Below are 26,945 nucleotides of genomic sequence, written 5' to 3'. Positions count from 1 at the left end.
GTTCGTTTCAGGGCAATCAGTATTGACGGGCCTTGGCCAATCGTTCGTTGAGGGTCTTGGCCACCGCATCGGTGCGCGCGCTGGTGGAGACTTGCGCCACGCCGACCCGCCACCACGACAGGTATTTGTGAATCATGGTTTTGGGCAGGACCTTGATATCAATCAGCGTGGAGACGGTCTGCAACCGTGCATCCGCCAACGCGGCTCGCAGCTCCTCGACGGTGTTGACCTTGTAGGTCTTGCAGCCGTAAGCCGCCGCGCTCATGGCGAAATCCACCGGCACGAAACCGCCATCGAGCTTGCCGGTTTCAGGATTGCGGAAACGGAATTCGGTGCCGAAGCTGTCCATGCCGTGTTCCATTTGCAGGTTGTTGATGCAGCCGAAGGTCATGTTATCCAGCAACACCACGTTGATCTTGCGGCGCTCCTGGATCGAGGTGGCCAGCTCCGAGTGCAGCATCATGTAGGAGCCGTCGCCCACCAGCGCATAGACCTCGCGCTCAGGCTCGGCGAGCTTCACGCCCAGCGCCGCGTTCACCTCGTAACCCATGCACGAATAACCGTACTCGACGTGGTAGGTGTTCACACCCTTGCTGCGCCAGCTGCGCTGCAAGTCGCCGGGCAGGCTGCCGGCGGCGGCGACGATCACCGCATCATCGGCCAGGGTTTCATTGAGCACACCGAGCACCCGGCTCTGGGTCAGGCAGGAACCGGTCAGCTCGATGAATTCGCGCAGCACCGCCGGGTCCAGGTGGTCGTTGATTTCTGGGGCGAAGTCTTGAGTCTGGTACTCGACCTGATAGAGGCGGTCGACTTCCTCGTCCAGCTGCGCCCGGGCCTGTCGGGGTTGATCGCCCCAGCCGGAGCGATAGTCGCCCAACACAGCGGCCAAGGCGTTCAAGCCGGTTCTGGCGTCCGCCAGCAGTTGCACACCATCGAGTTTCAGGGCGTCGCAAGGGCTGATATTGAGGTTGAGAAATTGCACGTCCGGGTGTTTGAACAAGGATTTCGACGCGGTGGTGAAATCGCTGTAGCGGGTGCCGACGCCGATGATCAAATCAGCGTCCTTGGCCAACAGGTTCGCCGCCAGACAACCGGTTTCGCCGATCCCGCCGACGTTCAGTGGATGGCTGGACACCACCGCGCTCTTGCCGGCCTGGGTTTCGGCGAAAGGAATATCGAAGCGCTCGGCAAAGGCCTGCAACGCTGCATTGGCACCGGAATACTTGACCCCACCGCCGCAGATGATCAGCGGTTTGCGCTTGCCTTTGAACAACGCCACGGCATCGCCGAGCATCGCTTCGGTGGCCGGACGGCGCTCGATGCGATGCACGCGTTTTTGCAGGAAGTAATCGGGATAGTCGTACGCCTCGGCCTGCACGTCTTGCGGCAGGGCCAGGGTGACGGCGCCGGTTTCGGCGGGATCGGTGAGCACGCGCATGGCGTGGATCGCCGCAGTCATCAGTTGCTCGGGACGGTTGATCCGGTCCCAGTATTTGCTCACGGCCTTGAACGCGTCGTTGGTGCTGATGCTCAGGTCGTGAAACTGCTCGATCTGTTGCAACACCGGGTCCGGTTGGCGGCACGCATAAACGTCACCGGGCAACAGCAGCAAGGGAATACGGTTGGCGGTGGCCGTGGCGGCAGCGGTCAGCATGTTCGCCGCGCCCGGGCCCACCGATGAAGAACAGGCGTAGATCTTGCGCCGCAGGTGTTGCTTGGCGAAACCGATGGCGGCGTGGGCCATGCCTTGTTCGTTGCGGCCCTGATGGACGATCAGGTCGCCGCTGTCCTGTTCCAGGGCTTGCCCCAGACCCAGCACATTGCCGTGGCCAAAAATGGTAAAGATCCCAGCAACGAATTTGCTCTGAACCCCATCGACCTCGATGTACTGGTTATCGAGGAATTTCACCAGGGCCTGGGCCATGGTCAGTCTTGTTGTGGTCATGCTCGCACCTTTTCCGTATGCAAATCCGATGTCAGCTCAGGGACTTCTGCAGGTGATCCATACTCGCGCCGATCGCCGTCTGGATATCCGCCAGGCCATGGACGCTGTCGGCAAACGGTTCGAACGACAGGTAGCCGCCATAGCCGCTACTGAGCAAGGTGTCGATCTGCGCCGCATTGCCGAGGATGTCGCCCTCGCCCACCAGCACCCGATGGCCGTCACGAATGGTCGCCAGTGGCGCCTCGGCATCTTCGACGCCGGAGATGTGCACCAACCCGGTCAGTTCAGGGAAGAATTCATGCTCGCTGGCAAGGTGATGGTGGAAGGTGTCATGCACCAGACGAAACACATCCAGCCCTCCGATGGCCTTGATCGCATCGACTGCCGTGCGTTTGCGCCGCAGCGAGCATTCTTCGAAACCCAGCGGTTCGATAAAGCCGAGAATACCGTGATCGCGCAGGATCGGCGCCAGTTCACTCAACGCCGTGCGCAGGCCGGACGCACGCTGCGCTTCGGTTCGTGGATCGGCGCGGTCGTTCAATGGGCACATCACCAAGCCCCGTGCGCCACAGTCACGGGCATAAGCGGCAAGCTTCAGGGCGTGTGCGCGGCGCTCGTCATTCCAGACATCGAACGGATACAGCGCGTTAATCGACAGCACGGTGATGCCTTTGGCCGCGCACAGCTCACGGACGTGTTCGGGGGCGGTGCCATCCTCGATCTCGACGCCTTTGAGGTCATTGCGAATCTCGATGGCGTCGGCCTTGAGGGTCACCGCCAACTCGATGAACGCGGGCAGGGACAAACGTGGGGCGACCATACGGTTCAAGGCGAAACGCAGGGGTTTGCTCATTTTTTGTTGTTCTCCGCACACGTGAATTATTTGGCTGTCGGCATGCTGAATTCAGGGCCCTTGGCGATGCTGTCGGGCCAACGCTGCATCACGCTTTTGTAGCGGCTGTAGAAGCGAATGCCTTCTTCGCCATAAGCGTGGTGATCACCGAACAGCGAGCGCTTCCAGCCGCCGAACGAGTGCCAGGCCATGGGCACCGGAATCGGTACGTTGATGCCGACCATGCCGACCTTGATGCTGCGGGCAAACGAGCGGGCGATGCCACCGTCGCTGGTGAAACACGATACGCCGTTGCCGAATTCATGGGCGTTGATCAGCGCCACGGCGCTGGCGAAGTCCGGCACGCGCACAATGCCCAGCACCGGGCCGAAGATCTCTTGCTGGTAGATGCTCATCTCGGTCGTGACCTTGTCGAACAGCGTCGCGCCGACGAAGAAACCATTCTCGGCGCCTGGCACCTTGAAGTTGCGCCCGTCGACAATCAGCTGCGCGCCCTGGGCCACACCCTCGCCGATAAAACCCTCGACCTTGGCCTTGTGTTCGGCGGTCACCAGCGGCCCCATGTCGCTGTCGCCTTGCATGCCATTGCCGACCTTCAGTTGATCGATGCGCGGCAGCAGTTTGGCAATCAACTGGTCACCGACATCACCGACGGCCACGGCAATCGAAATCGCCATGCAACGCTCACCGGCCGAGCCGTACGCCGCGCCGATCAGCGCATCCGCCGCTTGATCCAGATCGGCATCGGGCATGACGATCATGTGGTTCTTCGCCCCGCCCAGCGCCTGTACGCGTTTGCCGCGCGAGGTCGCTTGCTGGTGGATGTACTCGGCAATCGGCGTCGAGCCGACAAAGGAAATCGCCTCGATGTCCGGGTGTTGCAGCAAGGCATCGACCGCCGCCTTGTCGCCCTGGACCACGTTGAACACACCGTCCGGCAACCCGGCTTCGGTGAGCAAGCGAGCCATCAACAAACTGGCGGATGGATCACGTTCAGACGGTTTGAGGATGAAGCAGTTGCCGGTGACCAGCGCCAACGGGATCATCCACAGCGGCACCATCACCGGGAAGTTGAACGGCGTAACGCCGGCGCAGACGCCCAATGGCTGGCGCAGGTTCCAGTTGTCGATGCCACCGCCGATGTTGTCGCTGAAATCGGTTTTCAGCAGGTTCGGCGCACCGCAGGCGTATTCGACGATTTCGATACCACGGGTCACTTCGCCCTTGGCGTCAGAGAACACTTTGCCGTGTTCGCGGCTGATGATTTCGGCCAGTTCGTTGTGATGGCGGTCGAGCAATTCCTTGAACTTGAACATCACCCGCGAACGGCGCAGGGACGATTGCTCGGCCCAGGCCGGGAACGCCTTCATGGCCGAAGCGACGGCCTCGTCCACGGTCTTCTGGCTGGCCAGCCCGACCCGCGCCTGAACGCTGCCGGTGGCCGGATTGAAGACATTACTGAACCGCTCGCTACCGCTGTCCTGCACCTGACCGTCGATGTAATGGCCTATGACCGGGGCGTCGCTCATTGTTCTTGTTCTCCGTTCGAATGTTTGAATTCAGGCGTTGTAATTCAGAGATCCAGTAGCCAGCTGTGCTGCGGATCGTTATGGAACTGCCAGACGCGTTTCGGGCCGGCCATCACGTTCAGGTAATACGACTCATAGCCGTAGGGCACGCTGACCGGGTGATAACCCTTGGGCACCACAACCAGATCGCTGTTTTCCACCGCCATGGCCTGATCGATGCTGCGATCGTCGGTGTAGACCCGCTGGAACACGAAGCCCTGGGGCGGGTTGATCTGGTGGTAATAGGTTTCTTCGAGAAAGCTCTGGTGCGGCAGATCGTCGGTGTCGTGCTTGTGCGGCGGGTAGCTCGACGAGTGACCGGACGGCGTACGCACTTCCACCACCAGCAGCGAATGGGCGGGCTCGGTGTCCGGCAAAATGTCGCAGACATAACGGGTGTTGGCGCCCTTGCCGCGCACACTGCGTTTCATACTGTCGGGTTTGATCAACCGTGGGCCGAGGTTTTCGGTAGTCGAACCGGGGGCCGCGCACACGGCGATTTGCACGTCGCTCAACGCCACCACCTGGGCCTGGCTGCCGGGTGGCAAATACACGGCGAACGGTGATTTGTCTTCGAACACCGACTGACGATCGCCGATGTTGTCCCAGTCGAATGCGCCCTGCCCCGGTGCTTCACCCTTGATGCCGACCCGACCGCTGAGCAGCACCAGGCACAATTCCTTGTCGCCCCCGCTGACCGGTAGGGTTTCGCCAAGACTCAGGCGGTAAGCGGCAAAACCGACGTATTCCAACTCACCCTGCCCCAACTCGACCATGGTCCGGCCACAGGCATTGCTCTTGACCAACAGGCTCATTGCGCGGTCCTCTCGTCGAGCAAGGCACGCAAGGTGTCGTAGCCTTTTTTGGCATAGACGTAACTCGGTGCCACCGCCGGATCCTGCTCGGCTTCCACCACCAGCCAGCCGTGGTAGTCGGCGCCCAGCAGCACGTCGAGCAAGGCGCTGAAGTCGATGTCGCCATCGCCGGGCACGGTGAAGGTGCCGTTGATGATGCAGTCCGGGAAGCTCCAAAGATTGTTGCGCGCCAGTTGCACTACTGGTTTGCGCACGTCCTTGAAATGCACGTGGCAGACCCGTTCGATGTGTTTGCGCAATACCTGCAACGGCTCGCCGCCGCCCATGTAGCAGTGGCCCGAATCGAACAGCAGGCCGACTTCGCTGCCGGTCAATGCCATCAGTTTGTCGATGTCGGCCGGGGATTCGACGTAGGCACCCATGTGATGGTGATACGCCAGACGCACGCCTTGGGACAGGGTGAAGCGCGCCAGTTCGGTGAGTTTGTCGGCGTATTCTTGCCAGGCCTGCTCGGTGTGGAAACGCGGGCGCTCGACCAATGGAATGCGCTGGCCTTGAATGGAGTCGGCGACTTCGCCATAGACCAGCACCTTGGCGCCGTTCTTCGCCAGCAGCTCGACATGGCTGCCGATGGCGTCGATTTCCTCGGCCACCGAGCGGCGGGCCAGACGACTGGAATACCAGCCGGACACCAACGCCAGGTCATAGGGGCGCAGCACATCGCCGACGCCCTTGGCATCCTTGGGGAACTTGCCGTTGAGTTCGAAGCCTTCGTAGCCAATGTCCTTGCCTTCACTGAGGGCGGTGCTCAACGGCGTCTCGCCACCGAGGGACGGCAGGTCGTCGTTGCTCCAGGAGATCGGGTTGATGCCAATTCGGATAGCGGGCATGGCTGCACCTTTTATTGTTTTCTAAATTACCGTTGAGTCTGAGGCCGCCTTCGCGGTGTGACGTCAAGCGCGGGCCGTGCGCCAGGCATCGATCAGTTCGACGAAGGTGCCCTGCACCTGGCGAATCAGTGCCTCGTCGCCGATTTCACCGGCCAGCCACGCGCGGCTCGGTTCCTGGAAGATCGTCCGGCCCACGGCGAAACCACGGCAGGTCTGGCTCTGGCTGGCCTGCTGAAACCCTTCGGCCAAGGTCGCCGCCGGGGCATTCAGGCCCAGCAGCACCACGCCACGGCAATACGGGTCGCGTTCCTGAATCAGCTCGTCGAGTTGTTTCCACTCCTCGGCGCTTTGCGCTTCGATCTTCCACCACGCCGGGTAGATGCCCAGGTTGTAGAGGCGTTTCAGCGCGCGATAGAGCACGTCCGGATGCGGTGACGGGTGATCCTTGGGCGGAATGATCTCCAGCAGCAATTCATGCCCGCTGACCTGCGAGGCCTGATACAGGCCCTTGATCTGCGCCTCTTGCTCCAGACGCAACAGCGGCTCGTCGTCGGGATGAAATTGCACCAGGCATTTGATGATCTGTTCTTGCGGCCAGGCGATCAGGTTGCTGCCGATCGAACGCCCGTGTTCGAACGCCAATGGCCGCGAACCCTGCACTTCCACTGGCCGTGCCACCCACCAGCCACGACCGGTGGCGGCGTTCAGCGAGTCCTGGCCGAAACGTTGATCGGCCAGCAAGCCTACATCGGCGTCGACGCCCTGCTCACGCAAATCCGCCTCGACCCGTTCCACGGCTTTGATAAAGAGTTGTTTGAGCTCGCAGATAGCGTTCAGGTCGCGCCCGCCCTTGTGGGCCAGCTCCACCAGTTGCCCGCGATGATCGAAGGCAAAGATGAACAGCTGCTTCCACTGTTTGCGCGGCACGCTGACCTGATGCAGACGCTGCAATATCACGTCCTGATCCGGCCGGGTGATCGGCACCGGGCTGTTGAACAGGTAATCGAGTTCGGCGCGGGTCGGCATCGCCGGGGCGCAGGCATGGCGCGACACCACCAGACCGCCGCAGGCATTGGCCAACTGGCAGCAGCGCTCGTCGCTGGCGTCCTCCAGCCAGCCACTGAGGAAACCCGACATGAAGGCATCGCCGGCCCCCAGCACATTCAGCACTTCGACGCGCACACCGGGATAGATCGCGCCGTCTTCGAGACGCGCCGGGATCGCCCCGTGGATCACCGTGCAACCTTGCGGACCGAGCTTGACCACCAACGTCGCCGCGCTCAGGCGCCGGACATTGCGCAGCGCGGTGAGCAGATCCTCGGAGCCGCCAGCGATCAGGAATTCTTCTTCAGTACCAACGATCAGGTCGAAACGCGGGAGGATTTTCTGCACGTGCTGGCTGACATTCTGGTCGGCGACGAAACGGGTTTCGCCGTCCGCCTTACCGGCTAGCCCCCAGAGCACCGGGCGGTAGTCGATGTCCAGCACCCGCTTGACGTTGTGCTTTTCGGCGTAGTCCAGCGCCTGAATGCTCGCCTTGTAGACACCGTCGGTGGAGAAATGGGTGCCGGTGATCAGCAGGGCTTTGCTGGAAGCGATAAAGGCTTCGCTGATGTCTTCGGCGCGCAACGCCATGTCGGCGCAGTTTTCGCGGTAGAACACCAGGGGAAAGGTTTCGCGATCCTTGAGGCCCAGCAGGACCATGGCGGTCAGGCGTTCCGGATCGACCTTGATGCCGCTGACGTCGCAGCCTTCACGGACCAGGGATTCAACGAGGAAACGGCCCATGTGGTCGTCCCCTACCCGGCTCAACATCGCCGACTTCAGCCCCAGCCGCGCGGTGCCGAAGGCGATGTTGGCGGACGAACCGCCCAGGTACTTGGCGAAGCTGCTCACATCCTCCAGCCGCGCCCCGACTTGTTGCGCATAAAGATCGACGCCAAGGCGCCCGAGGCAAATCAGATCCAATTGACGCCCACTGGCAAAACGAGTCTGGCCCATGCTGGCTCCTGTTATTTTTATCAGCCTGCGTTCGGGGCGATGAAGGCGCCGAACACTCTTGGTGGATGCAGACTAAAACGACCGGGACCGAACAATCAATATTTATTCCATATATTTTTTACGTGGAATATTTTTTCCAATAAACTTTGATACAAGCGTTCCAGACACCGTGCATCGTTTCAGCAGGCCCCAGGCCGATTGCAAGCTCAAGATTTTATTCCGGCCTACCCTGTAGACTGCGCACAGCCAACCTATTGTCAGGGGGTGACGAGAACCGTCATCTCTATAAGAACAAGCCAGAAGGATTTCTTATGTCCCGCACCGATCAGCCGGCTACGACCGAGAGCTCGCCCGCCAGCGATCTCGCCAGCCCTCCGATCAATGCCGAGCGTCTGTTGCAGCTGATCACCGAGGAGTACGAAAGTCTGCCGCGCCAGCTCAAACGCATCGCCAGCTACATGAGCCAGCAGAGCGACCGGATCATGGTCGACCGCATCAGCGACATCGCCCGCGAATGCGAAGTGCACCCGTCGGCCATCGTGCGCTTTTCCCAGCGCTTCGGCTTCAGCGGGTTCAGTGAAATGCAGGCGCTGTTCCGCGAGGCCTACACCCACAAGACCACGCCGGTGCAGAACTACCAGCAACGCATCCGCAGCATGATCGCCAACAAGTCGCAGAAGGCCAGCGGCGGCGACCTGGCGCGCGAATGCATCAATGCCACCCTGTCGGGCATCGAGCGATTGGGGCTGGAACTCGATGACCAGGCCTTCGACAAGGCCGTGGACCTGGTGGTGAATGCCGACAACATCTACGTGGTCGGGGTGCGTCGCTCGTTCGCGGTGGCCGATTACCTGGTCTACAACCTGCAACACACCAACAAGCGCATCCACCTGGTGTCGGGCCTTGGCGGCAGCTACCGCGAGCAGATGCGCAGCGTGCGCGCCAACGACCTGGTGATCGCCATCAGCTTCACGCCCTATGGCAAGGAAACCCAGCACTGCCTGCGCATCGCCCAGCATCATCAGGCGAAAACCCTGATCATCACCGACAGCAACCTCTCGCCGTTGGCCAAGCGCGCCAACACCGTGCTGCTGGTCAACGAGGGCAGTTCGTTTGCCTTCCGTTCATTGAGTGCCACCCTGTGCCTGTGCCAGGCGCTGTTCATCGCCGTGGCTTATCGACTGGAATTGAAGGTCGATGAGATTCATGAGCAGGCAGGCTTTGAGGATTAGCCTTCGAGGATGAACAATACGCCTGAGGATTAGCGCGGAACCATTTGCACGTCGCGGAACCTCGGCTAAGGTTGTCCATCCCCAAGGATCGTCTGTAAGGAGAGGCTCAATGAAACTGATCGGCATGCTGGATTCGCCCTACGTACGACGCGTCGCCATTTCCGCCAAATGCCTGGGCATCCCGCTGGAACACGCGTCGGTTTCAGTGTTCAGGCACTTCGAGCAGTTCCAGCAGATCAACCCGGTGGTGAAGGCACCGACCCTGGTGCTGGATGACGGTGAGGTGTTGATGGATTCAACGCTGATCATCGATTACCTCGAAGCCCTGGCCGCGCCGGGTAAAAGCCTGATATCCGACAATCCGGACCGACGCGTGCGCTCGCTGCGGCTGATCGGCCTGGCATTGGCGGCGTGCGAGAAGTCGGTACAGCTTTACTACGAACGCAACCTGCGGCCAGCGGAGATTCAGTACAGCCCTTGGGTGGAACGGGTCGAAGGGCAATTGGCGGCGGCGTATTCGGCGCTGGAGCGGGAGCTGGAGAAACAGCCGCTGAAGACCGACGGTTCGATTGCGCAGGACGGAATTACCCTGGCGGTGGCCTGGAGTTTTACCAACCTGGTGGTGCCGGATCAGGTGGAGGCCAAGCAGTTTCCGCGAATCAGTGCGTTCACGGCGTATGCCGAGGGGCTTGAGGTGTTTGTCGATACACCGATCGAGTAGGCAGTACGCCGGAAGATAAAACACCACAAATCCCTGTGGGAGCGGGCTTGCTCGCGAAGGCGGAGTGTCAGTCGAGATCATCGTCGTCTGATACACCGCTTTCGCGAGCAAGCCCGCTCCCACAGGTTGTGCACCTTAGCTGTCTGGCGGTTGAGTCTGGCCGATTACCGCTTGGCCAATTCCATAATCATCCGCGACAGCAAATAAATCCGCGGCGCCACGCTTTCGACCTCGGCGTACTCCTCAGGCGTATGGATATTGCCGCCGACAATCCCGAACCCGTCCAGCGTCGGCGTGCCAACACCCGCGGACAAACTCGCATCCGCCGCCCCGCCGCTACCTTCTTCCGTCAACTTGCGGCCAATTTCGCCGTAAATGCCCTGGGCCATGGCCATCAAGCGATCCGATTCCGCCGTTTGCGGCATCGGTGGCAAGCCGCGCTTGAGGCTGGTGGTGACTTGCGTATCGGCGATCAGTTTGTCCTTCGACACCCGCGCCAGGTCCTTTTCGATCCGGTCGAATTCTTCCGGCACCGCCGCCCGCACGTCAGCCTTGGCCGTGGCCTGATCCGGAATCACGTTGGTGCGGTCGCCGGCCTTGAGCACGGTGAAGTTGATGGTGGTTTTCTTCGCTTCATCGCCCAGTTTGCCGAGTTGCAAAATCTGGTGCGCGGCTTCCATGGCAGCGTTACGCCCCAATTCCGGGGCAACGCCCGCATGCGCAGCCTTGCCTTTGACCTCGACCACGGCGGTAGCACTGCCTTTGCGCCAGACCACCAGGCCATCGGCCGGGCGGCCCGGTTCGAGGTTGAGGGTCACGTCGTGGGTCTTGGCGGTTTTCTTGATCAGGTCAGTAGCGACGTCCGAGCCGGTTTCTTCGCTGGCGTCGAGCAGGAAGGTGATCTGCGCGTAGTCCTTGAAGTCGAGGTTCTTCAGGATTTTCAGCGCGTAGATCCCGGCGACGATGCCGCCCTTGTCGTCCATCACGCCCGGCCCATAGGCGCGGCCGTCCTTGATGTGGAACGGACGCTCGGCGGCGGAGCCTTCCTTGAACACAGTGTCCATGTGCGCCATCAGCAGGATCTTCGCCTTGCCGGTGCCTTTGAGGGTAGCCAGCACATGGTTGCTCTCGTCCGGGGTGTTGGGCACCAGTTCGATGGTGGCACCCAGTTTCTTCAACTCTTCGATGGCGATGTCACTCACCTGGGTCAGGCCCGGTTCATAGCCGGAGCCGGAGTCGATGTTCACCAGCCGTTCCAGCAGTTTCAGGGCTTCAGCCTTGTACTGTTCAGCATCGGCGAGGACTTGTTTGTGGGGTTCGGCGAAGGCTGCGGGGGTGAAGGTGCCGAGGGCGAGGGTCAGGCCAAGGCTGGTGGCCAGGAGAGAGCGCGGGAGCTTGAACGTCATGAATCGATCCTTGTTTCGTGTCGGGGTCTTTAGACCCTACCTGACTACGACGCAAGGCTCTACACCGGATGCGACACATACAAACCTGCATGACCACACATCCCCTGTGGGAGCGGACCTGTGTGATGGGGTCACACCGAATCAAGCAACTCTTTACGCGGCTTGCCGTCGCCATGGCAAATGACGCGGTTACGGCCGGTGCTCTTGGCTTCGTAGAGCGCCTGGTCGGCGTCGTTGAGCCACAGGGTCGCGTCGTCGTGGGCCGGGTTGAAGGCCGCCAGGCCGATGCTCAAGCTGACCTTCAGCGCCGGGTTCTGCTCGTAACCCAACGTGGCGAAACGAGCACGCAGCGCATCCATCGCCACGGCGGCGCGCTCCAGCGGCAGGTCCGGCAGCAGCACGCAGAACTCGTCGCCACCATAGCGGCCGGCGACATCGGCTGCCCGCAGGTTCTGCTTGAGGATTTTGCTCAACTGACGCAAGACGATGTCCCCGGCGACATGGCCGTAGGTGTCGTTGATGGTCTTGAAATGGTCGATGTCGATCAACGCAATCGCCCCGCCCTTCTGCTGGCGCCGGCAACGCTGAAACTCGATGTCCAGCTGATCTTTCCAGGCACCGTGATTCAGCAGGCCGGTCAGGCTGTCGGTACGGCTCAGGGCCAGCAACTCGCGTTTGTGTCGCCCGAGGGTGTGGGCCTGACGGAAGCAGACCCAGCCCAGGGACATCGGATAAATCGACAGCAAAGGCAAACAGGCGTATAGCTGAAATGGACTGGTTTGCGGGACAAAAGCCGGCATGAACACCAGCAGCCCGAGGCCTATCCCGAGCACCTGCGCGACAGCGCCCACCAACAGAAAACGCAAACCACCGATGGCCACGTTGTGCATCGCCATCATCGACAGCGTTGCCGCGCTGGGCAGCGGATTGAATTGCATGGCGGCCACCCAGAAACCGCCGAGAAACGCGTCCACCAGAATGTTGCGGTGTTCGGCGTGATAAGGAATTTTCGCCCGACGCGCCCATTGATAGGCCACATGCGGCCAGATGACGCCGTTGAACAGCATCACCACCCAGACCCAGGGCGCGGGGTCGAGTGGATACATCCCTGCACCGACACACAATAGTCCAAGGGCCAGACCCAGGATGCGCGACCCATAAAGCCTCCTGGCCAATGAAAGTCCCTTTCCTCCCTTTTTTTCCATAGAGGCCTCTGTACTACTGAACCGAGCCTGACATCACATGGGTGAAAGTGTTTGAAGTCTATCAGGGGAACGGCAAATAGCCATCACCGGATGACGGTCTGACAGCTGGTAGCTCCAATAGTGTGGCATTGCGATGAGGCGAGTGCCCAATGTTTGTCTATACATGAAGTAAGGGATCGATAAACCACGATAAACAGGAGGCCGCTGCAGAGGCTCCGCCAACCACATTCCGTCCTGATCACTGCAAAAGGAATAGCCTGATGCTCTTGTTGGTTGTCGCTATCGCCGTTTTCGTGGCCTGGAGCTGGTTGAGCTACCCGGCCATCGGTTACTGGCTCTATGACTTGAACATGGCGCTGGAGGCCCGGCTGTATCGGTTGCACAAGCTTGTCGTGCCGATCACCGAAATGACTGTCTCGACCTGGCAAGGCGGGCCCTACGAAGCCTCCAGCAACATACTGATGCTGCACGGCTACAGCGCCGACAAGAATATCTGGCTGCGCTTCGCCCGGCATTTTGTCAATGACTACCGGGTGATCATCCCCGACCTCGCCGGCCATGGCGAAACCGGTTTCAAGGCTGGTGGCGGTTATGACATTCCGGTCCAGGCCAAGCGGTTGATCCAGTTGCTCGATGTCTGCGGGGTCGAGAAGGTGCATGTGATCGGCAACTCCATGGGCGGCTACATCGCGGCATGGCTGGCGGCCAATTACCCCGAGCGTATCGTCTCGCTGGCGCTGCTCGACCCGGCCGGCGTCACTGCCCCGGAGGCCAGTGACATGGAGCGACACCTGGCTCGCGGCCATAACCCGTTCCTGATTCATTCCCGCGAAGAGTTCCAGCACTTCTACGACATGACCATGGCATCGCCGCCATGGGTACCGGGGATCGTGCTGGACGCCATCGCCCAGCGCTACGAACAGCAACGCGACGAGCTGGAAGAAATCTTCAGGGACTTCCGGGCCAGCCCGCCGATGGAGCCGAAACTGCCCGACATCAAGTGCCCTGCGCTGCTGCTGTGGGGGCGCAAGGACCGCTTGATCGACGTCAGCAGCGTGCCCGTCTGGAGCAAGGGCATCGCCGATCTGCGGGTGGAAATCTGGGACGGTGTCGGCCACATGCCGATGGTTGAGCAGCCGACTAAAACAGCCCGCTTGTACCGGGAGTTTTTGCGGGCGCATCACATGACCCCCACCGCCTCGTAGCAGTTGCTATGGGGTTTTTGGCAGATAATTCGGGGGGATGCTCGGCGATTCATACGAGGCGCGATTGATGAACATTCTTTACGACGAACGCATCGACGGCGCTCTGCCCAATGTCGACAAGGCCGCGCTGCTCAAGGCCTTGCAACAGGAGGTGCCGGACCTGGACATCCTCTGGCGCGAGGAAGAACTCAAGCCCTACGAATGCGATGGTCTCTCGGCCTATCGCACCACGCCGATGCTGGTGGCCCTGCCCCGGCATCTTGAACAGGTGCAGGCACTGCTCAAGCTCTGCCATGCCCGGAACGTGCCGGTGGTGGCGCGCGGGGCCGGCACCGGGTTGTCCGGCGGTGCGCTGCCGCTGGACAAAGGCGTGTTGCTGGTGATGGTGCGGTTCAACAACATCTTGCACATTGACTCTGCCGCCCGCACCGCACGGGTCCAGCCAGGGGTGCGCAATCTGGCGATATCCCAGGCAGCGGCGCCCTTCGGCTTGTATTACGCGCCGGACCCGTCCTCGCAAATCGCCTGTTCCATCGGCGGCAACGTCGCGGAAAACGCCGGTGGCGTGCATTGCCTCAAATACGGCCTGACCGTGCACAACCTGCTGAAACTCGAAATCCTGACCCTTGAAGGCGAACACCTGACCCTCGGCGCCGACTCGCTGGACGCGCCGGGGTTCGACCTGCTGGCGCTGTTCACCGGCTCCGAAGGCCTGCTGGGGATCATCACCGAAGTCACGGTCAAACTGCTGCCCAAACCCCAAGTCGCCAAAGTCCTGCTGGCCAGTTTCGATTCCGTGGAAAAGGCCGGTCGCGCGGTGGCCGAGATCATCGCCGCCGGAATCATCCCAGGTGGCCTGGAAATGATGGACAACCTGGCGATCCGCGCCGCCGAGGATTTCATCCACGCCGGTTACCCGGTGGAGGCYGAAGCGATCCTGCTGTGCGAACTGGACGGCGTCGAAGCCGATGTCCATGACGACTGCGAGCGAGTCCGCGAGGTGCTGCAACAGGCCGGCGCCAGCGAGGTACGCCAGGCCCGGGACGAGGCCGAGCGCGTGCGGTTCTGGGCCGGGCGCAAAAACGCCTTCCCGGCCATCGGCCGCCTCTCGCCGGATTACTACTGCATGGACGGCACCATCCCCCGCCGCGAACTGCCCGGCGTACTCAAGGGCATCGCCAGCCTGGCGCAAGAATACGGATTGCGGGTGGCCAACGTGTTCCACGCCGGCGACGGCAACATGCACCCGCTGATCCTGTTCGACGCCAACCAGCCCGGCGAACTGGAACGGGCCGAAGCCCTCGGCGGCAAGATCCTTGAACTGTGCGTGAAAGTCGGCGGCAGCATCACCGGCGAGCACGGCGTGGGCCGGGAGAAAATCAATCAGATGTGCGCACAGTTCAACAGTGACGAGTTGACCCTGTTTCACGCGGTGAAAGCCGCGTTTGACCCCCAGGGGCTGCTCAACCCCGGCAAGAACATCCCGACCCTGCACCGCTGCGCGGAATTCGGCGCGATGCACATCCACGCAGGAAAACTGCCGTTCCCTGAGCTGGAGCGTTTCTGATGGCGGATTTCGATGCCAGTGAAGCCCTGCTCGATCAGGTCAGGCAGGCGCTGGAAAACGCTACGCCGCTGCGCATTCAGGGAGGGAACACCAAGGCGTTTCTCGGCCGTGAAGTGGCCGGCGAAGTGCTCGACACCCGCGCCCACTGCGGCATCGTCAGCTATGACCCGACGGAACTGGTGATCAGCGTTCGCGCCGGCACACCGCTGAGCGAACTGTTTGCCGCGCTGGATGCCGCGGGGCAAATGTTGCCCTGCGAGCCGCCGTCGTTCGGCGAAGGCGCCACCGTCGGCGGGATGATCGCCGCGGGGCTATCCGGGCCACGGCGCCCATGGTCCGGTTCGGTGCGCGACTTTGTCCTCGGTACGCGGGTGATCAGCGGCCTGGGCACTCACCTGCGCTTTGGCGGCGAAGTGATGAAAAACGTCGCCGGTTATGACCTGTCGCGCCTGATGGTCGGCAGTTACGGCTGCCTCGGGGTGCTGACTGAAGTTTCGCTCAAGGTGCTGCCCAAACCCCGACAATGCCTGAGCATCAGCCTGGACATCGACTGCGCCCGCGCCTTGGCCAATCTGGCGCAATGGGGCCAGCAACCGCTGCCCATCAGCGCTGCCAGCCACGATGGCCAGCGTTTGTACCTGCGCCTGGAAGGCGGCGAAGGCTCGGTCGCGGCGGCCCATCAACGGCTCGGCGGCGAGCCGCTGGACTCGGCCTATTGGTCCGACCTGAACGAACAACGACTAGACTTTTTCAATGAAGGCCTGCCGTTGTGGCGCTTGTCATTGCCCAATAACCTCGGGCCACTGGACTTGCCCGGCGAGCAGTTGATCGACTGGGGTGGCGCGCAACGCTGGTTGAAATCAGCAGCCGATAACATTCAATCACTGGCTCAGCAGCACGGCGGCCATGCCACCTGCTTCAGCCATGGCGTCACAGAAACGCCTTTCCAGCCCCTGGCCCCGGCGCTGCTGCGCTATCACCGGCAACTCAAGGCGCAACTGGACCCGCAAGGGTTGTTCAACCCCGGCCGGATGTACGCGGAACTCTAATATGCAAACCAACCTCAGCGAACAATCCCGCCAACTGCCCCGCGCCGAAGAAGCGGACAAGATCCTGCGCACCTGTGTGCACTGCGGTTTTTGCAACGCCACGTGCCCGACCTACCAACTGCTGGGCGACGAACTGGACGGGCCACGCGGGCGCATCTACCTGATCAAGCAAGTGCTCGAAGGCGCCCCCGCCACGGCACAGGCCCAATTGCACCTGGATCGCTGCCTGACCTGCCGCAACTGCGAAACCACCTGCCCGTCCGGGGTGGATTATCACAACCTGCTGGACATTGGCCGCGCCGTGATCGATCAAGCGGTGCCACGCCCGGCCAGTCAACGATTGTTGCGTCAGGGCCTGCGGGCATTGGCGCCGAACCCGAACCTGTTCAAGACCCTGCTGCAGATCGGTGCCACTTTCCGGCCGTTGCTGCCACGGGGTGTTGAGGCGAAGTTACCCCACGACCTCCCTGCTCCGGGCGAACGCCCCGTCCCTCGGCATGCGCGCCAAGTGTTGATGCTCGAAGGCTGCGTACAACCCGGACTGTCACCGAACACCAACGCCGCGACGGCGCGGGTGCTGGATCGGCTGGGAATCAGCGTGATTGCGGCGCCGGAAGCCGGTTGTTGCGGCGCGCTGGACTATCACCTCGACGCCCAAGCCATGGGCCTGGACCGCGCCCGACGCAACATCGACGCCTGGTGGCCGCACCTGGAAAGCGGCGCCGAAGCCATCGTGCAAACCGCCAGCGGCTGCGGCGCATTCATCAAGGATTACGGGCATCTGCTGGAGCGCGACCCGGTTTATGCGGCCAAGGCCCGGCGAGTCAGCGAAATGGCCCTGGACCTGGTGCAAGTGCTGGCCGATGAACCGTTGGAACGGGTCTGCGCCGCCACCGACCGGCGGATCGCCTTTCACTGCCCCTGCACCTTGCAGCACGCACAGAAACTCGGCGGCGCGGTCGAGGCCGTGTTGACGCGGTTGGGCTTCAATCTCACAGCGGTACCCGACAGTCATTTGTGTTGCGGCTCGGCGGGCACCTATTCGATTACCCAGCCGGAGCTGGCCCGGCAACTGCGCGACAACAAACTCAACGCCCTGGAAAGCGGCCACCCAGAAGTCATCGCCACCGCCAACATCGGCTGCCAGAGCCACCTCAACAGCGCGGGACGCACGCCAGTCAGGCACTGGATTGAATTGGTGGACCAAGTGCTGCGTTGACCGAGCAGCCTGAGTGGCAAGAACAGTCCTTGGCAGAATGAAGTTCGTCAGAAACTTCGTTTGTCGGCGCCGCCGAAGGCTGCGATCTTTTCCGGCATCCGTTACGTCACTGCGCCAGGAATTTTTTTCATGAGCCACCCGAATTTCGTCAGCCCTGACCTGATCCGCCAACGCTTCTCCAAAGCGATGTCCGACATGTACCGCGAAGAAGTGCCGCTGTACGGCGCGCTGATGGAACTGGTGGAACAGACCAACCGCCACGTGCTGGACAGCGACCCGCAAATCGCCCGACAGCTGCACAGCACCGGGGAAATCCAGCGGCTGGACCTGGAACGCCACGGTGCAATCCGCGTCGGCACCGCCACTGAACTGGCGACCCTCGCCCGCCTGTTCGCGGTGATGGGCATGCAACCGGTGGGCTATTACGACCTGACCCCGGCCGGCGTGCCGGTGCATTCCACTGCATTCCGCGCCGTGCATGAGGCGGCATTGCAGGTCAGCCCGTTCCGGGTGTTCACCTCGCTACTGCGCCTGGAACTGATCGAAGACGCCGAACTGCGGGCCTTTGCCCAGTCGGTACTCGACCAGCGCTCAATCTTCACCCCGGCCGCGCTGACGCTCATCGAGCGCGCCGAAATCCAGGGAGGGCTGACCGAATACGAGGCGCAAGACTTCGTCGCACAAGCCCTGGAAACCTTCCGCTGGCACCATAGCGCCACCGTCACCGCCGAGCAGTACCAGCAACTCAGCGCCCAGCATCGACTGATCGCCGACGTGGTGGCGTTCAAAGGCCCGCACATTAACCACTTGACGCCGCGCACCCTGGACATCGACATCGTCCAGGCACAAATGCCCGCCCACGGCATTACCCCCAAAGCGGTGATCGAAGGCCCACCCCGCCGCCAATGCCCGATTCTGCTGCGTCAGACCAGTTTCAAGGCGCTGGACGAGCCGATTGCTTTTACCGATCAAGCCGAGATGCGTGGCAGCCACAGCGCCCGCTTCGGTGAAATCGAACAGCGCGGCGCAGCGCTCACACCTAAGGGCCGGGCGCTTTACGACCGCTTGCTCAACGCTGCCCGGGATGAGCTCAAGGAGTTCCCCAACGAAGCCAATGCCGCACGCTACAACGCGCTAATGACGCAGCACTTTGGCGAATTCCCTGACACCGTTGAAGAAATGCGCCAACAGGAACTGGCGTACTTTCGCTACTTCGTGACGGAAAAAGACCTGTCTGCGGATGGGCTGAAAGGCGCGTCGCTGGAGGATTTGCTCCGTGACGGGTATGTGCGGGTAGAACCACTGGTGTACGAAGATTTCCTGCCGGTCAGTGCGGCGGGGATTTTTCAGTCGAACCTGGGGGACGCGGCGCAAACCCACTATGGTGTGCACTCGAACCAACAGGCGTTCGAAAAGGCGCTGGGACGGTCGACGATTGATGAGTTGGGCTTGTATGCCGAGACGCAGCGGCGATCGATCGAAGAGTGTTTTGCAGCATTGGGCTTGAAGGTTACCGATTAGGCGTTATGGCCGCGAAAAGATCGCAGCCCTGAAGCAGCTCCTGCAGGAATACGTATTTCATGCAGGAGGGGCCGCCCCGTCGTTCGTCGCGTCGTTGCCGGCACGGCACGTTTTCGACCTTTTAAGCCGCACCGCCCTTGGCCTGTTGCTCCAGGTGCAGTTGCAGCTCTGGATCGATCTTCAGCGCAGCGGCCAGTTCGTCCAGATAATTGCGCTCGGCGTCCTGCTGATCGTCCACCAGCATCACGCTGGCCAGGTACATCTCGGCGGCCATGCCCGGGTCCTGGGCGGACTGCGCCACATCGGCGGCATCCAGCGGCCGGGCGACTTCGTCATCGAGCCATTGTTGCAGTTGCGGGTCGTCGGTATGGCGGCCGATTTCAGTGCTGATCATTTGTTTCTCGGCGTCGTCGATACGGCCGTCGGCCTTGGCGGCGGCGATCAAGGCGCGAAGGATGGCGTGGCTGTGGTCTTCGATTTCCGGACCGGACAACAGATCAACGGTACGCGGCGCCTGTTGGGGTGCCGAGGCCTGGCTGCGTTGCCATGCCTGATAGGCCTGGAACGCCATCATCCCTAAAGAGGCCAACGCCGCATAGTTGGTGCCGCCCGAGCGCGTTTGGCTTGAACCGCCCGAAGGGGAACCGCCGCCCAACAGACCACCGAGCAAACCTCCCAGACCTCCGCCGCCAGCACCTCCACTCGCGCTGCCACCCAACAGGCCACCGAGCAAGCCACCCAAATCGCCCAAGCCGCCCAAGCCGCCTTGAGTCGACGCCGCACCACCACCTTGTTGGGACAACGAGCCTTGGCCGGCCCGCAGTAATTGCTCAAGCAAATCGCTGGTGTTCATCACGACGTCCTCATTGATGGGCAGAAACTCAGTCAGGCAACGATAGTCCTCACCGGACATTACGCCAACCCCGTCTGGCTGACGTTCAACAGGTGCCCGCTCACACTCCTGACAGAAACTGACAGCGCCTCCTTTTATGCTGCGTCCACCTTCTAATGGAGCAACCCCATGATCACTCCCCGTTTCATTTTGCTTTTCGTGGACAACCCCGCCGTCAGTGCACGGTTTTATGAGTTTCTGCTGGAGCGCAAGCCCGTGGAAGAGTCGCCGACCTTCGCCCTGTTTGTCCTGGACGACGGCTATAAACTGGGGCTCTGGTCGCGGCATACCGCCGAACCTGCAACGACTGTAACGGGCGGCGGGACCGAGCTGGCGTTCCCGGTGGAGTCTGCCGAACAGGTCGATGCACTGTTTGCCAAGTGGAGCGCTCTCGGGCTGACCATGCTGCAAACACCGACCGAACTCGACTTCGGTCGCACCTTCGTCGCCCTTGACCCGGATAGCCATCGGCTGCGTGTGTTCTTTCCTCATTAAGCTGACAACACAGGCAGACAACGCTCATGACGTACCCCGGATATTTCCGGGGTATTTTTTTGCGCGGCGTCTAAGATTCAAAGGTGGTGAACCTTATCCCCGAAAATCCGGTCGATACCTCCAACCCGATCCGGTTTGCCGACGCCCTCAATAGCAGGGTGATAACTGGCTTGCTTCATTTTCTGGAGAACGCCCCCGTGATATCCACCGTACACATCGCCAGGCTCAAAGCATGGGGCGCCCATGGTTTTACCGCCACCGGCGTGGTCACTGCCTTCCTCGCGACCCTCGCCCTGCTGGAGAACCAGCCCACCCATTGCCTGCTGTGGCTGGGCGTGGCGCTGATCGTCGACGGGCTGGACGGCGCGCTGGCACGCAAGGTCAATGTGCAATCGGTGCTGCCAAGTTTCGACGGCTCGATCCTCGACCTGGTGATCGACTACCTGACGTATGTGTTTATCCCGGCGCTGTTCATCTACCGTTACATCCCGTTGCCGGACTACACCCTGCTGCTGACCGTGTCGCTGATTCTGGTGTCGTCGCTGTTCTGCTTCTGCAACGTCAACATGAAGAGCAAGGACAACTACTTCCAGGGCTTCCCCGCCGCGTGGAATGTGGTTGCGCTGTGCCTGTACATCATCGAGCCGTCGCCGTGGATCACATTGCTCACCGTGATCGGCCTGGCGCTGTTGACCGTGACCCGAATGAAATTCCTGCACCCGTTCCGCGTGCGCCGCTTCATGCCGATCAACATTGCCGTGACGGCCATCTGGTTGCTGTGCAGCTTGTCGCTGGTGCTCAACCATCCGGTCATCAATCCACTGGTGATGGGCCTGTGGCTGCTGATGTCGGCGTACTTCCTGGGGATCTGCATCTGGCGCACGGCGCTGGAGTGGTTCGACGGCTCAAGGCTCAAGTAGGCGGCGATCATGCCTATCCATATCGTACGACTCGGCTCACCCCGCACCGCGAATGAAGGCCTGCGCCTGGGCACAGTACGCCGCCCGCCCCGTGGTGTACCGAAGGCCGAATTCGCCAGCCGTGATTTCTATGATGTGTGGCAACCGCTGCTGTCCCCCAGCCCCGAACTGGTGGCCGAAGCCAAAGCGGCAGAAGATGCCAAAGCCTGGGAGAACTTCAAGCGCAACTTCAAGGCCGAGATGAACCATCCCGCGCCCAGTCAGCTGCTGGACCTGCTGGCTGCCCTCTCCCATCAAACCTCGCTGGCCGTGGGGTGTTATTGCGAAGACGAAGCGCACTGCCACCGTTCTGTATTACGGGAGCTACTGGAGGCTCGTGGCGCAAAAATTGTTTAGCCAAGATGCAAATTTGATCGCTCGCCCGAGTGTTCACGGGCAAGCCGAATACACTTCATAGCCAGAATGGTCGTCGGGTCGATCAACGCCACTCGATGCCCCTTGATCATGAAGGCCTCGCCGTGCTGCAACACCAGCGGCAACTCCGTACATCCCAGGATAAGCACATCGGCGCCCAGTTCACACAAGTGCTCGGCGGCGATCAGGAGTTGGTCCCTGCAAAGGCCCTCGGTGAACCCGGCCTTGATCCCGAGCGACCCATAAATCGCATCCATGACCAGCGCCTGGTAATCCACCCCGGGGGCGACTATGTGCAACCCGACTCGCCGGGCCGCCTCGTGGTAGACCTGACTCTTGATCGTGCCCGACGTCGCCAGCAGCCCCACTGTTTTCCCGGCGCCATACCGCTGAACGATGGCCTCTACCGTCTCGGCAAGCATGTTCACAATAGGTACGCGCAAGTGTGCCTGGATGCGCTCGACGAATGCGTGGGCGGTGTTGCACGGGATCGCAATCGCATTGGCTCCTGCGCTTTCAAGCCGCTTGCAGGTGGCATACATCGCCATCGTCGGATCAGTTTCGTCATTCAACAAATTGGCGGTGCGATCAGGAATCTGGGGGTTTTGTTCGACCACCATCTTGATGTGCTCCTGGTCACGGCCGGCCGGTGTATGCGCAACCACCTTGCCCATGAAATCGACCGTTGCCGCAGGCCCCACCCCGCCTACGATCCCAAGCTTGAAGGGTGGGCGATTCGACTGACCTTTCTGCTGGGTCGCGAAGCCGGCATAAATCTCATTGATATCCAGCACCGTGATGCCCCGACGCTGCAGGTCGCCGCAGACCAACGAGAGCTCGGTCATGCCCGGCAAGACCATCGTGGCCCCCTGTTCCTGAAGCGACAGGCAGGCCTGATACACACACTCCAGCGGCACACCGTCAAGGTATCCATCCTTGATGCCGTTGACGCCATACATCGCTTCCATCAACCCCGATTGTTCGTCAGCACCTGGATAAACGAGTTTGAAGTCGGAGCCGAAGTAGCGTTCGAACAAACCGGCGTGGCGAACATAGTCTGAGGCGAGAATGCCCAATACCGTGCCGGGTTCAACAACATGGTCGATGTGCCTGCGCAATGCGGCCATCATGTCCAGAACCGGTATGCCTATCTCCTCCTGGATCTCTTCGCGGAAAGTGTGACTGGCAAAACAAGGCAGTACGATCGCGCTGACCCCGCTGGCCTCGAAAGTCTGACAGACCTGGAAAACATAGAACTTTCTGGAGGTCATGCTCGCGCCTCGATCCAACGGCATCAGCACATCTTTGAACGGGTGTTGCTCGAACAGGAAGTGATAGCGGCCTTGATCCTCCAGCACCGCCCTGGACTTCACCAACTTATAGAAAAGATCGCCGCCGGCCAGTGAGCCAAGCCCGCCGACGATGCCCAGTTTGTGTACCAATGAAGACTCACGGGATGGCTTTGATTTCGTTTTCATGGTGATAGCGCTCAGACGGTGGCTACAGAGCGAACAGGCAGTGGGGACACCTCGGTTTGCGGCACGTCGTCCGGCTCTTCGAGAGGCTCGGATTTAGCGATCACGGCCGTGGCGATGCTGTTGCCCACCACATTGGTGGCCGTCCTGGCCATATCGAGGAACTGATCAATACCGATAATCAGCAAAATGCCAGCCTCTGGCAGATTGAACATGGGCAACGTCGCCGCCACGACCACCACCGAAGCCCGGGCAACACCCGCCATGCCCTTGCTGGTAATCATCAGCGTCAGCAAGATCAGCAGCTGCTGCGTAAAGCTCAAATCAATGTTGTAGGCCTGGGCGATGAACATAATGGCGAAGGCTTGATACATCATCGAACCGTCGAGGTTGAATGAGTATCCCAGTGGCAGTACGAAGCTGGATACCCGCTTGGGTGCGCCGAACTTCTCCAGGGCTTCCATGGTTTTTGGATAGGCGGACTCACTACTGGCTGTCGAGAATGCCAGCAGAATGGGTTCGCGGATCAACTTGCCTAGGGTAAAGACTGAACGCCCCAGAAACAGGTAGCCGGCAGCGAACAGCACGCCCCACAGAATCACAATGCCCAGGTAGAACTCGGCAATCAGTTTTCCATAATCGACCAGCAAGCCGAGACCTTGGGTGGTGATGGCCGAAGCGATGGCGGCAAAGACACCGACTGGCGCAAAGGCCATGACATAGTCGGTAATCTTGAACATCACCTTGCCCAACTCTTCAATACTGTCGGTGATCTTCGTGTAGCCAGCGCGCTTGATACCCGCCAGCGCAAAGCCGAAAAACAACGAGAACACTACAATTTGCAAAATCTCATTGTTGGCCATGGCTTCAGCGATGCTTCGAGGGAACACGTGACTGATGAATACCTTGAGGCTGAAGTCACCCGTGCTGACAACGGCCGGCGCCGCCGCGCCTTGGGTCACGTGCAGATCCAGACCCGCGCCCGGCTGGAACACATTCACCAGCAACATGCCAATGAACAGCGAAATGATTGAGGCCGACACGAACCAGATCATCGCCCTCGCCCCGATCCGCCCTACGGATCGGGAATTACCCATGCTGGCAATACCACCGACCAGTGTGGCGAACACCAAAGGCGCGATGATCATCTTGATCAACCGCAGGAAAATGTCCGTCACCATCGAGAAATAGGAGGCGATTTCTCTGGCGGCTTTCTCATCCGCTGCGAAATGATGGCAGGCCCAACCTGCAAGGACGCCCAAGGCGATAGCCATCGCGATCTGGCGGGGTAGTCTGTTTCTTTTCACGGTGCATTTCCTCAAGTGGTTTTGTAGGTCTTTTTACTTGGCAGGAGACAAGATTGAAGTGCCCCCGATGCTCTGCGGCAGCGGGGTTGTGGCACCGATTCTAAGGACGCCATTCACGCCGGATGATGAGTAATCACCATAGGCTGATGCGTTTTTGGAATAGTTTGCGAAATACCCTCAATGACGCCATTGCACCGCAGTAAACTCTTCGCCAGAGACGCAATGAGGAGCCAGCATGCAAACCAAATGGTTGGACGATCTTCTGGCGATTGCCGAATGGAAGAACTTTTCCCGAGCGGCGCAAGTGCGTTGCGTCACGCAGTCCGCGTTGTCCCGGCGGATTCGTTCACTTGAGGAATGGGTGGGCGCCGAACTGGTGGATCGCGGCACTTATCCTGTCCAGCTGACTCAAGCGGGCCGCAGCTTCTGTGAAGAGGGGCGCGAGGCACTGTCGGCGTTGTTGCAATTGCGCCTGGCCCTTCGCGAAGGCGAACGAATGCCGGGGCGCTCGATTCAGGTCACCGCCGGGCACAGTCTTTCAATGACCTTCCTGCCTAAATGGCTCACCCAGTTTCAACAGCAGAATGAGCCCTTCAATGCTCGCGTGGTGGCCGCGAATATCCACGATGCGGTGATTGCGCTGGAGGAAGGCAGCTGCGATTTGATGATCGTCTACCACCATCCCCTCGCCCCGATCCAGCTCGACCCCGAGAAGTTCGGCAGTTTGACCCTGGGGCATGATTCGTTCGTTCCACTGTGCGCGCCGGACAATAACGGCAAACCGTTGCATCGGCTGCCGGGGACGGCCGCCAAGCCAGTACCGCACCTGGCCTATACCGCGACCACTTTTTTGGGCCGCGTGGCCGATATCGTCATCAAGAATGCACCGACTGCTTGCGTGCTTGATCGTTGCTTTGAGGCGGACATGGCCATGTTGCTGATGAGAATGGCGATCGAGGGCTACGGCGTTGCCTGGCTGCCCCTGAGCGCCGTGACCGATGAGCTGGAGCGAGGGCAATTGGTGCTGGCCGGCGGCGATGAGTGGAAGACCCGGCTGGAGATACGTTCGTATTGTTCGATCGCCAATCAGAACCCGACGATGCGCGACCTTTGGAAGACGCTTGAGACCGCATCGCGAGCAAGCCCGCTCCCACATTAGAACCGGACGTGGGGTAGATCATGGTCAATAATGAAAAGATCGAGATGTATTGAACGACCACCGTCTGCTCGCTTACCCACGGGAGGTTTGTCATGTCTGGTGAATTACGCTTCATGCTGGTCGCCTCACCGCTGATGGAACACAGCCCCGCCTTCGACCGGGCCGCGATGCTGGCCAAGGCCGAGGGGGCGGCCCTGCACATCGTGGCCTTCGACTATCTGGAAGGTCTGGCGACCGCCAGCCTGGTCAACGAAAAAGCCCTGGAACAGATGCGCCTGGGCTACGTCGAGCGTCACCGCCAGTGGCTTGAGGAACAGGCCCATCCCTTGCGCAAGATCGGTGTACACGTCACCACCGAGGTGGCCTGGGTCGAGCATCCGCTGGAGGAAATCCTGATTCACCTCAAAGAGCAGCCGATGGACGTGCTGATCAAGGCGCTGGAGCATCAATCGCGGCTGTCGCGGCTGGTGTTTACGCCCCTCGATGTGCATTTGCTGCGCGAATGCCCGGTGCCGCTGCATTTCGTCAGCCACGCCACTCGCGCGTTGCCGCGCAAGATCGTCGCGGCGGTCGACCCGCTTCATCGCGATGATCACTACAAAAGTTTCAACGACCGAATCCTTCACGAAGCATCGAAACTGGCGAGCGCCTGCAATGCCGAGCTCGATGTGGTCTACGCCTGTGACCTTTCAGCCATCAGCGCGGATGAGTTCAACTTCTATAACGGTTCGGCGCTTTTCTCTTCAGGCCAGATCAAGACCCTGTTCGACCTCCAGGAGGATGCGTTCAACGAGCTGGCCGCGCGCAACGGCATCGCGCCGGAGCAGCGGCACATGATCATGGGCAACCCCACCAAGGTACTGACCCACTACACCGAGACCCATGATGTGGATGTGATCGTCATGGGCCGGATCGGCCATCGCGGCATGGGCCGGTTGATCGGCAGCACGGTAGAGCATGTGCTGTACAAAATGCCATGCAGCGTGTGGGTGGTGTATACCGAGTCACTGGATGAGTGACTACAACGCACACGGTCCCCGTAGGAGCTGCCGCAGGCTGCGATGAGCTGCCGCAGGCTGCGAT

Annotated in this window: 23 protein-coding genes; 12 read left to right on the top strand and 11 right to left on the bottom strand. The window is 60.8% G+C overall.

From position 1 onward, the window contains the following. Window positions 1-16: 16 nt before the first annotated feature. From iolD to AC1D2Q_RS22860, 6 genes are all read right to left on the bottom strand, one after another. Window positions 17-1,948: a 3D-(3,5/4)-trihydroxycyclohexane-1,2-dione acylhydrolase (decyclizing) gene (iolD, locus tag AC1D2Q_RS22885; protein ID WP_477814621.1), complete on the bottom strand. Its 1,932-nt coding sequence runs from the start codon at window positions 1,946-1,948 to the stop codon at window positions 17-19. A 31-nt stretch (window positions 1,949-1,979) separates the two neighbouring features. Next, window positions 1,980-2,801: a TIM barrel protein gene (locus AC1D2Q_RS22880; protein WP_305412039.1), complete on the bottom strand. Its 822-nt coding sequence runs from the start codon at window positions 2,799-2,801 to the stop codon at window positions 1,980-1,982. A gap of 26 nt (window positions 2,802-2,827) precedes the next feature. After that, window positions 2,828-4,330 (bottom strand): CoA-acylating methylmalonate-semialdehyde dehydrogenase, encoded by a 1,503-nt coding sequence (locus AC1D2Q_RS22875; protein ID WP_086945491.1) that lies wholly within the window; start codon window positions 4,328-4,330, stop codon window positions 2,828-2,830. Window positions 4,331-4,374: 44 nt separating this feature from the next. After that, window positions 4,375-5,184 carry a 5-deoxy-glucuronate isomerase gene (gene iolB / locus AC1D2Q_RS22870; protein ID WP_477814620.1) on the bottom strand — a complete coding sequence of 270 codons (810 nt, stop codon included), beginning with the start codon at window positions 5,182-5,184 and terminating at the stop codon, window positions 4,375-4,377. After that, window positions 5,181-6,074, bottom strand: a complete 894-nt coding sequence (gene iolE / locus AC1D2Q_RS22865) for a myo-inosose-2 dehydratase (protein WP_086945489.1) — start codon at window positions 6,072-6,074, stop codon at window positions 5,181-5,183. The genes iolB and iolE overlap by 4 nt, the downstream gene beginning before the upstream one ends. A 63-nt stretch (window positions 6,075-6,137) precedes the next feature. Beyond that, window positions 6,138-8,075, bottom strand: coding sequence for a bifunctional 5-dehydro-2-deoxygluconokinase/5-dehydro-2-deoxyphosphogluconate aldolase (locus AC1D2Q_RS22860; protein ID WP_477814619.1), 1,938 nt, complete (start codon window positions 8,073-8,075; stop codon window positions 6,138-6,140). Between the two features lie 311 nt (window positions 8,076-8,386). Between AC1D2Q_RS22860 and AC1D2Q_RS22855 the strand changes: the two genes are divergently transcribed. Continuing rightward, window positions 8,387-9,307: a MurR/RpiR family transcriptional regulator gene (locus AC1D2Q_RS22855; protein ID WP_105341524.1), complete on the top strand. Its 921-nt coding sequence runs from the start codon at window positions 8,387-8,389 to the stop codon at window positions 9,305-9,307. Between the two features lie 109 nt (window positions 9,308-9,416). Next, entirely contained in the window at window positions 9,417-10,028 is a 612-nt protein-coding gene (locus tag AC1D2Q_RS22850; RefSeq protein ID WP_105341526.1) for a glutathione S-transferase, read from the top strand. 164 nt (window positions 10,029-10,192) lie between these two features. On the opposite strand, the gene AC1D2Q_RS22845 is transcribed toward AC1D2Q_RS22850, so the two are convergent. After that, entirely contained in the window at window positions 10,193-11,434 is a 1,242-nt protein-coding gene (locus AC1D2Q_RS22845) for a M20/M25/M40 family metallo-hydrolase (RefSeq protein ID WP_477814618.1), read from the bottom strand. 131 nt (window positions 11,435-11,565) lie between these two features. Next, the gene (locus AC1D2Q_RS22840; protein WP_477814617.1) at window positions 11,566-12,639 is read right to left on the bottom strand and encodes a diguanylate cyclase; all 1,074 of its coding nucleotides are present in this window, start codon (window positions 12,637-12,639) and stop codon (window positions 11,566-11,568) included. 260 nt (window positions 12,640-12,899) lie between these two features. Here AC1D2Q_RS22840 and AC1D2Q_RS22835 point away from each other — a divergent pair, with 260 nt between their 5' ends. From AC1D2Q_RS22835 to hglS, 5 genes are all read left to right on the top strand, one after another. Further along, window positions 12,900-13,844 carry an alpha/beta fold hydrolase gene (locus AC1D2Q_RS22835; protein WP_477814616.1) on the top strand — a complete coding sequence of 315 codons (945 nt, stop codon included), beginning with the start codon at window positions 12,900-12,902 and terminating at the stop codon, window positions 13,842-13,844. 67 nt (window positions 13,845-13,911) lie between these two features. After that, the gene (gene glcD / locus AC1D2Q_RS22830; RefSeq protein ID WP_477814615.1) at window positions 13,912-15,411 is read left to right on the top strand and encodes a glycolate oxidase subunit GlcD; all 1,500 of its coding nucleotides are present in this window, start codon (window positions 13,912-13,914) and stop codon (window positions 15,409-15,411) included. After that, window positions 15,411-16,460, top strand: coding sequence for a glycolate oxidase subunit GlcE (gene glcE, locus AC1D2Q_RS22825; protein WP_305412032.1), 1,050 nt, complete (start codon window positions 15,411-15,413; stop codon window positions 16,458-16,460). The genes glcD and glcE overlap by 1 nt, the downstream gene beginning before the upstream one ends. 1 nt (window position 16,461) lies before the next feature. Continuing rightward, window positions 16,462-17,679, top strand: a complete 1,218-nt coding sequence (gene glcF, locus AC1D2Q_RS22820) for a glycolate oxidase subunit GlcF (protein ID WP_477814614.1) — start codon at window positions 16,462-16,464, stop codon at window positions 17,677-17,679. Between the two features lie 129 nt (window positions 17,680-17,808). After that, window positions 17,809-19,200, top strand: a complete 1,392-nt coding sequence (hglS, locus tag AC1D2Q_RS22815) for a 2-oxoadipate dioxygenase/decarboxylase HglS (RefSeq protein ID WP_477814613.1) — start codon at window positions 17,809-17,811, stop codon at window positions 19,198-19,200. A 121-nt stretch (window positions 19,201-19,321) separates the two neighbouring features. On the opposite strand, the gene AC1D2Q_RS22810 is transcribed toward hglS, so the two are convergent. Next, the gene (locus tag AC1D2Q_RS22810) at window positions 19,322-20,113 is read right to left on the bottom strand and encodes a tellurite resistance TerB family protein (RefSeq protein ID WP_477814612.1); all 792 of its coding nucleotides are present in this window, start codon (window positions 20,111-20,113) and stop codon (window positions 19,322-19,324) included. Window positions 20,114-20,221: 108 nt separating this feature from the next. Between AC1D2Q_RS22810 and AC1D2Q_RS22805 the strand changes: the two genes are divergently transcribed. The 3 genes from AC1D2Q_RS22805 (at window position 20,222) to AC1D2Q_RS22795 (ending at window position 21,903) form a co-directional block, all read left to right on the top strand. Further along, the gene (locus AC1D2Q_RS22805) at window positions 20,222-20,587 is read left to right on the top strand and encodes a VOC family protein (RefSeq protein WP_018928044.1); all 366 of its coding nucleotides are present in this window, start codon (window positions 20,222-20,224) and stop codon (window positions 20,585-20,587) included. A gap of 197 nt (window positions 20,588-20,784) precedes the next feature. Continuing rightward, on the top strand, window positions 20,785-21,507 hold the full coding sequence (pcsA, locus tag AC1D2Q_RS22800; protein ID WP_477814611.1) for a phosphatidylcholine synthase: 723 nt from the start codon (window positions 20,785-20,787) through the stop codon (window positions 21,505-21,507). Between the two features lie 9 nt (window positions 21,508-21,516). Further along, on the top strand, window positions 21,517-21,903 hold the full coding sequence (locus tag AC1D2Q_RS22795; RefSeq protein ID WP_477814610.1) for a DUF488 domain-containing protein: 387 nt from the start codon (window positions 21,517-21,519) through the stop codon (window positions 21,901-21,903). On the opposite strand, the gene cuyB is transcribed toward AC1D2Q_RS22795, so the two are convergent. Next, entirely contained in the window at window positions 21,900-23,399 is a 1,500-nt protein-coding gene (gene cuyB / locus AC1D2Q_RS22790; protein ID WP_477814609.1) for a cysteate racemase, read from the bottom strand. The two genes, AC1D2Q_RS22795 and cuyB, sit on opposite strands and share 4 nt — an antisense overlap. An 11-nt stretch (window positions 23,400-23,410) precedes the next feature. Then, on the bottom strand, window positions 23,411-24,703 hold the full coding sequence (locus tag AC1D2Q_RS22785) for a dicarboxylate/amino acid:cation symporter (RefSeq protein ID WP_477814608.1): 1,293 nt from the start codon (window positions 24,701-24,703) through the stop codon (window positions 23,411-23,413). Between the two features lie 235 nt (window positions 24,704-24,938). Between AC1D2Q_RS22785 and AC1D2Q_RS22780 the strand changes: the two genes are divergently transcribed. Next, window positions 24,939-25,862 carry a LysR substrate-binding domain-containing protein gene (locus AC1D2Q_RS22780; RefSeq protein ID WP_477814607.1) on the top strand — a complete coding sequence of 308 codons (924 nt, stop codon included), beginning with the start codon at window positions 24,939-24,941 and terminating at the stop codon, window positions 25,860-25,862. 92 nt (window positions 25,863-25,954) lie between these two features. Then, window positions 25,955-26,881, top strand: a complete 927-nt coding sequence (locus tag AC1D2Q_RS22775; RefSeq protein WP_477814606.1) for a universal stress protein — start codon at window positions 25,955-25,957, stop codon at window positions 26,879-26,881. The last annotated feature ends 64 nt before the right edge of the window (window positions 26,882-26,945 follow it).

This window comes from Pseudomonas sp. P1_A1 (assembly GCF_056406935.1).
The sequence above is the reverse complement of the archived record's forward strand: the minus strand, read 5'-3'. Positions and strand labels throughout refer to the sequence as shown.

Excerpts from the sequence above, each read along its gene's own strand:
- iolD (WP_477814621.1), bottom strand. The coding sequence starts at position 1,948 with ATGACCACAACAAGACTGACCATGGCCCAGGCCCTGGTGAAATTCCTC.
- AC1D2Q_RS22880 (WP_305412039.1), bottom strand. The coding sequence starts at position 2,801 with ATGAGCAAACCCCTGCGTTTCGCCTTGAACCGTATGGTCGCCCCACGT.
- AC1D2Q_RS22875 (WP_086945491.1), bottom strand. The coding sequence starts at position 4,330 with ATGAGCGACGCCCCGGTCATAGGCCATTACATCGACGGTCAGGTGCAG.
- iolB (WP_477814620.1), bottom strand. The coding sequence starts at position 5,184 with ATGAGCCTGTTGGTCAAGAGCAATGCCTGTGGCCGGACCATGGTCGAG.
- iolE (WP_086945489.1), bottom strand. The coding sequence starts at position 6,074 with ATGCCCGCTATCCGAATTGGCATCAACCCGATCTCCTGGAGCAACGAC.
- AC1D2Q_RS22860 (WP_477814619.1), bottom strand. The coding sequence starts at position 8,075 with ATGGGCCAGACTCGTTTTGCCAGTGGGCGTCAATTGGATCTGATTTGC.
- AC1D2Q_RS22855 (WP_105341524.1), top strand. The coding sequence starts at position 8,387 with ATGTCCCGCACCGATCAGCCGGCTACGACCGAGAGCTCGCCCGCCAGC.
- AC1D2Q_RS22850 (WP_105341526.1), top strand. The coding sequence starts at position 9,417 with ATGAAACTGATCGGCATGCTGGATTCGCCCTACGTACGACGCGTCGCC.
- AC1D2Q_RS22845 (WP_477814618.1), bottom strand. The coding sequence starts at position 11,434 with ATGACGTTCAAGCTCCCGCGCTCTCTCCTGGCCACCAGCCTTGGCCTG.
- AC1D2Q_RS22840 (WP_477814617.1), bottom strand. The coding sequence starts at position 12,639 with ATGGAAAAAAAGGGAGGAAAGGGACTTTCATTGGCCAGGAGGCTTTAT.
- AC1D2Q_RS22835 (WP_477814616.1), top strand. The coding sequence starts at position 12,900 with ATGCTCTTGTTGGTTGTCGCTATCGCCGTTTTCGTGGCCTGGAGCTGG.
- glcE (WP_305412032.1), top strand. The coding sequence starts at position 15,411 with ATGGCGGATTTCGATGCCAGTGAAGCCCTGCTCGATCAGGTCAGGCAG.
- glcF (WP_477814614.1), top strand. The coding sequence starts at position 16,462 with ATGCAAACCAACCTCAGCGAACAATCCCGCCAACTGCCCCGCGCCGAA.
- hglS (WP_477814613.1), top strand. The coding sequence starts at position 17,809 with ATGAGCCACCCGAATTTCGTCAGCCCTGACCTGATCCGCCAACGCTTC.
- AC1D2Q_RS22810 (WP_477814612.1), bottom strand. The coding sequence starts at position 20,113 with ATGTCCGGTGAGGACTATCGTTGCCTGACTGAGTTTCTGCCCATCAAT.
- AC1D2Q_RS22805 (WP_018928044.1), top strand. The coding sequence starts at position 20,222 with ATGATCACTCCCCGTTTCATTTTGCTTTTCGTGGACAACCCCGCCGTC.
- AC1D2Q_RS22795 (WP_477814610.1), top strand. The coding sequence starts at position 21,517 with ATGCCTATCCATATCGTACGACTCGGCTCACCCCGCACCGCGAATGAA.
- cuyB (WP_477814609.1), bottom strand. The coding sequence starts at position 23,399 with ATGAAAACGAAATCAAAGCCATCCCGTGAGTCTTCATTGGTACACAAA.
- AC1D2Q_RS22780 (WP_477814607.1), top strand. The coding sequence starts at position 24,939 with ATGCAAACCAAATGGTTGGACGATCTTCTGGCGATTGCCGAATGGAAG.
- AC1D2Q_RS22775 (WP_477814606.1), top strand. The coding sequence starts at position 25,955 with ATGTCTGGTGAATTACGCTTCATGCTGGTCGCCTCACCGCTGATGGAA.